Below are 255 nucleotides of genomic sequence, written 5' to 3' on the forward strand. Positions count from 1 at the left end.
ATAAATAGTCGATATGACTGCGCAGACAGGGTTTTACCGTGTCAGCAGAGGCTGTTTTGAGGCGCCGTAAATCGTCGCCTTGCTGCTGAACAAAGTTTTCACGCTGCTGTACCAGCGCACGTAAATTGTCCTGTTCAGGGCTGGTGATGCGGTTGCTTGGCGACTTTATGACTTCGGCAAACTGCGCGAGCAGCCGCGCATCTATCGGGTCGGTTTTAGCGTGCTGCCCCATGGCCTTGGCAAAGTCCCTGGCTC

Annotated in this window: 1 protein-coding gene; it reads right to left on the bottom strand. The window is 54.5% G+C overall.

Going from position 1 to position 255, the window contains the following annotated elements; all coding sequences use genetic code 11:
- The coding region (locus AACY49_RS31635) for an IS110 family transposase (protein WP_339528294.1) at nt 1-255 on the bottom strand (255 nt) is incomplete at both ends.

Origin of the sequence: Pseudomonas sp. EL_65y_Pfl2_R96, assembly GCF_963970905.1 — a bacterium.
Classification (GTDB): Bacteria; Pseudomonadota; Gammaproteobacteria; order Pseudomonadales; family Pseudomonadaceae; genus Aquipseudomonas.